This is a genomic window from Pseudomonas khavaziana (assembly GCF_019145205.1).
Classification (GTDB): domain Bacteria; phylum Pseudomonadota; class Gammaproteobacteria; order Pseudomonadales; family Pseudomonadaceae; genus Aquipseudomonas; species Aquipseudomonas khavaziana.
In genome coordinates this window covers 1-967 of sequence record NZ_JAHSTT010000042.1, presented here as the reverse complement: position 1 = coordinate 967, position 967 = coordinate 1, and the positions used below count along the sequence as shown (strand labels likewise).

Sequence of the window (967 nt, the reverse complement as noted above, 5' to 3'; positions counted from 1 at the left end):
CTAAGTGGCCTGAGCCCTGTGGAATACAGGACTCAAGCACGGCGGGCATAGAAGGCGTCCAGCACATTCGGGGTCAGATCAATACGCGGACACAATCGCCCTTATCGGCCTGGCTCGGAAGGTGTGTTCCCCAGCCCCTTACGATTCTAAGGGGGGTGGATAAAATAAACTAAACTTATCAGGACGCTTCATTCCGGTAGTCAGGTGATTGTAAGGTCAAGTCTAAGCTTTAATGTGATCTCGCAATTACCCGTTTCTTCTATGGTCGAAATGTAGGGTTTGTACTTACCAAGATCGGAGTAGCATGGGTTTGAATATTAACTAGTCGAGCTGAGTGCAGCTGCTTACTTAACGGCACGAGTTCAAGATTGGCGTCCACCAAGAACTTGCGCGTCGTTCCATCCGGTCCGATAGCGTCGGTTAAGCGAGTCGGTGGTCTGGAAGCCACCATTGTGAAGGGATCGAATATTTCATAGCTATCTTTCACTACGAGATATTCGTTTTCGTTTGTGTCTCCGGACACAGAGACATCTATTACTGTCATCATCACTATAGGTTTAAATTTAACAGGATCTAAAACTGCTTTATTTGCTCCCATTACTACCCACGCCTTCTGGTATGGCCTATTCGGCGAGTGCGCTTCGACGAGAAGAGTATCCGGTATAGCTGTAAAGGGCTTATCAAAAGCCAATGCTGAACCCTTTTGGTCCTTCAGTACCTGAATCTGGGCCCCAGAAGACGATGCACAAAGAACGATGTCGATAGAAATATTATTGATCATTACTTGCGTTAAGTCTTCAAGGTTCGCACCCACCAGCTTTTCGTTGCCCTGTGCGTCATGCATACGGAACACATTGGAGTCACCCTCAATAGGCTTCGGATTTGTCACCCCAGCCTCTGGCAACGGCGCACCATGGTCGTTTACAAGAATACCCCTGGCCTTTTCTGAGTCACCCGCCTTCGGCGT

1 protein-coding gene is annotated in these 967 nt (G+C 48.4%); it reads right to left on the bottom strand.

Going from position 1 to position 967, the window contains the following annotated elements; translation table 11 throughout:
- Positions 1-259 precede the first annotated feature (259 nt).
- The coding region (locus KVH01_RS29420) for a hypothetical protein (protein WP_217883798.1) at positions 260-967 on the bottom strand (708 nt) is incomplete at its 5' end.